2 protein-coding genes are annotated in these 3,664 nt (G+C 43.3%); both read right to left on the reverse strand.

Annotated elements, in window-relative coordinates; genetic code table 11:
• Positions 1-122: 122 nt before the first annotated feature.
• Complete coding sequence (locus OQ5_RS0106300) at positions 123-1,337, reverse strand: 6-phosphofructokinase (RefSeq protein ID WP_016776668.1); 1,215 nt, start codon at positions 1,335-1,337, stop codon at positions 123-125.
• Positions 1,338-2,076: 739 nt separating this feature from the next.
• Positions 2,077-3,222, reverse strand: coding sequence for an ATP-binding protein (locus OQ5_RS0106305; RefSeq protein WP_016776669.1), 1,146 nt, complete (start codon positions 3,220-3,222; stop codon positions 2,077-2,079).
• Between the last annotated feature and the right edge of the window lie 442 nt (positions 3,223-3,664).

Raw genomic sequence — 3,664 nt, forward strand, 5'->3', positions numbered from 1 at the left:
TATTGTTTATAATTTGATGGTGTTTTCTCGCTCCATGCCAAACACCATGCAATCCTTTTACCTTTTCGCCGTTCCACCACTTTGTGGGCCAGAGAGCACTGAAAGGGTTCTCAACCTTATGCTTACTCATCCCTTGTCATAATCAGCAGCGGGTCGCCCATTAAATTCTGATAGATTGGCCGGTATCGGTTGGTGTCATAAAATTTTGCCACATTGACTTTCTTGATGCTTTCCCCCTTTTCGTCTTTTCTCACGGCTTCAATGGAAACATGGTCGTATTTCCCGTCACGGATGCATACCATTTGGCCTGAAATTCCCTGTGCGATCAGATCGAGCGCGAGGTTGCCATAGGCTGTGGGGACAATTGAGTCGAGGGCATCGGGTTGACCTGAGCGCACCAGATAACCCAGTTTTTGATTGATGATATTGATTTCTTTTCCGTTGTTGAACTTTGGGGAATATTTTTTAAGCCGGCTGCCAACAACTTCTCCTATTCCTCCAAGTTTTTTATGACCGAAGCTGTCTGTTTCCTCACTTTCGAATACTTCAGTACCACCAATCATTTTGGCGCCTTCGGAAACAAGTACTACTGAATATTTGCTGGGGTTGTTGTTTCTGTCTTCCACCATAAGGGCTGTCAGGTGTTCCATATCGAACGGATGTTCCGGGATGACGCAACGATCGGCCGCACCACCGACGGTAGGTAGCAGTGCCGAGAAACCTGCATTTCTGCCGAACACCTCGAGCACCAGGAAGCGCTCGTGCGACCCCGCACAGGTTCTGAGTTCATGTGTCAGTTCAATGGTACGGGTTACGCAGGTACTGAAACCGATGCAATATTCTGTACCGGGGACATCCCCGTCCATGGTTTTCGGGATGGCAATTATTTTAACGCCTTCTTTGTGCAGCCTGAAGCCATAGCTTAAAGTGTCGTCGCCGCCAACGGGAATGAGGTAATCCAGACCGAGGTACTTGATGTTTTCGAGGGCTGCCGGTGTGAGATCGTTTATTTCGTCTTTATATTCGCCTTTCAGATGTTCGGGAACATCTTTAAGGGCCACTTTATCGGCCTTTGTCCGGCTTGAGTGAAGAAAAGTACCCCCTGTGCGACCGATTCGTGTCACTGCTTTTTCATTGAGTTCTATGCAATATTCCTGCTCTTCGAAGGGCTTTGACGGATCAATGGAAATTACTCCTTTCCATCCGTTTTTGATTCCGATAACGCGATAACCTTCCCTGACAGCTCTTAACGTGGTTGCTCTTATTGCCGGGTTGAGTCCAGGAACGTCACCGCCTCCGGTGAGTATTCCTATGGTTTTTTTGCGTTGTGTAGTCATAGAAAATGGATTTTTGATTTTTTACAAGTTAGCCCGATAAAGTTTAAATATCAAGGGGGAGGGGTTGGTGGTTGGTGGTTGCTTGTTGGTGGTTGCTTGTTGCTGGTTGCTTGTTGCTGGTTTTGTTCGTACGGCTATGCCGCCAGGTATGCAAAAATTGGTTACCTGGTTAATTGGTCAATTGGTCAATTGGTTAATTAGTGTCTGTCCATAAAGTACCATTTGCTGTGTTACGCTCGCCGCCAAAATCCTCATTTACGATTAGTAAACTCCGGTTTTGGCGGCTTCGCAAGCCTTGCAACTGGTACTTTCTGAACAGACACACATATTGTAAAGATTTTTGCGAGTTTATAGACGGACACTAATTAGTTACGTGGTCAATTGGTTACCTGGTTACCTGGTCAATTGATAATTGATCATTGATAATTGATCATTGATAATTGATCATTAAAAAATCCGTGTACGCTCGGCTCTGCCGCTTTGCTTGCAAAGAATCTGTGTCATCTGTGGTGCAATTTCAACCTCAACCTCCTTTTGGGTTTCAGGTTGGTGAGACGCACGACCGTGCGTCTCTACATGCTTCTATCTTCTGACTTCCGCCTTCTATCTCTTTGTTCTTATGTGCCTTATGTGGTGATTTCTCAACCTCAACCTCAACCTCAACCTCAGCCTCAACCTCAACCTCAACCTTAACCTTAACCTTATCCTTAGTCTCAGCCTCAATTGGTCATAGTTTTTTTCAAAATAACTCTCCGGGATTAAAACACAAGAATTCTTCAACAGGGACACCGGAGGCACCGACGAGTAAGGTTTTGTCGGGATGATGCGTTCTTACGAATTTTTGCAATCCTCCGGTCATTTTTTTATTTCCGGTTTTAACTTCTATGGCTATTGTTTTTCCACCCGATTCAAGAACAAAATCAACTTCATTGTTTTGTTCTCTCCAGTAATAGAGGTTAAAGTCTCCGGTAAATGAATGATTTAAAAGATGAGCTCCGACGGCAGACTCGACCAGTCGTCCCCATTCTATAGGAGATATTCTGATGTCGTTGAAATATTTGTTATTTTGAGCTGATAGTAACCCATTGTTGAAGACCTGAAATTTTGGACTTGAAGCACGTGTTTTGAATTGTTTCCCGGTGAATTTTTGGATTCCTCCTATCAGCCCGGCCTGATGTAAAAGATTAAGATAATGTGAAAGAGTGGTCGTATTTCCTGCATCTTGTAATTCCCCGAGAATTTTATTGTATGAAATGATTTGTCCTGAATATAAAGCGCCTATCTCAAAAAGTCGTTTGAGAAGAGCAGGTTTGTCTACTCTTGTCAACATGAGGATGTCTTTTGATATACTTGTTTCAATGAGGGCATCTTTTATATAACTTTTCCATCTTTTTTCGTCGTGGATCAAGGGTGCAGTTCCTGGATATCCTCCATAGTAAATAAATTCATCCAGCGAGTAATCAAATGCGCTTTTCATCTCCCAGTAGGGCCAATGGCTGACATATATAATTTCAAATCTTCCTGTGAGTGATTCGGTAAGACCTTTCTGTATCAATAGGCGGGAGGACCCTAACAGAATGACCTTTAAATTAATTTTGTTGCGCGTGTCGGCATCCCAGTTGCGTTTTACTATTTCGCTCCAGTTTCTGACTTTTTGTATTTCGTCGATAACAAGAAGTCCTTCATTTGCGTTATTGATTTTCATTTTTATCCTTGCTGATTCCCATAGCTGGTTAATCCATTCGCTGTCATAAGTTATTACGGCATCAGCTGAATCGTATACATAGGGTGTATTAATCTCATCCATCAATTGATTTACTAAAGTTGTTTTACCAACCTGACGAGGGCCTGATAGCACCTGAATAAATTGCCTTTCTTCAGACATTCTTTTCTTAATTATTTTTATATGAGGGCGTTGGTGCATGTTTAGAATGTTTAGTTGTTTGTCTGAGTAAATTTACTCAATTCTTTGATAAAATAAAAAATGGTGAAAGAGGGGGGAGGTTGCTTGTTGCTGGTTGCTTGTTGCTTGTTGCTTGTTGCTGGTTGCTTGTTGCTGGTTGCTGGTTGCTGGTTGCTTGTTGCTTGATGCTGGTTGCTGGTTACTTGTTGCTTGATGCTTGATGCTGGTTGCTGGTTGCCCGGCTCTGCCGCCTGGCCTGAAAGAATTGGTTACCTGGTTGATTGGTTAATTAGTGTCTGTCCATAAAGTACCATTTGCTGTGTTACGCTCGCCGCCAAAATCCTTATTTACGATTAGTAAACTCCGGTTTTGGCGGCTTCGCAAGCCTTGCAACTGGCACTTTCTGAACAGACACACATATTGT

Origin of the sequence: Anaerophaga thermohalophila str. Valhall (assembly GCF_000250735.1) — a bacterium.
GTDB classification, from domain to species: Bacteria; Bacteroidota; Bacteroidia; order Bacteroidales; family Marinilabiliaceae; genus Anaerophaga; species Anaerophaga thermohalophila_A.

Bases quoted from the DNA above. Each gene is read 5' to 3' on its own strand.
- OQ5_RS0106300 (WP_016776668.1), bottom strand. From the start codon at position 1,337: ATGACTACACAACGCAAAAAAACCATAGGAATACTCACCGGAGGCGGT.
- OQ5_RS0106305 (WP_016776669.1), bottom strand. From the start codon at position 3,222: ATGTCTGAAGAAAGGCAATTTATTCAGGTGCTATCAGGCCCTCGTCAG.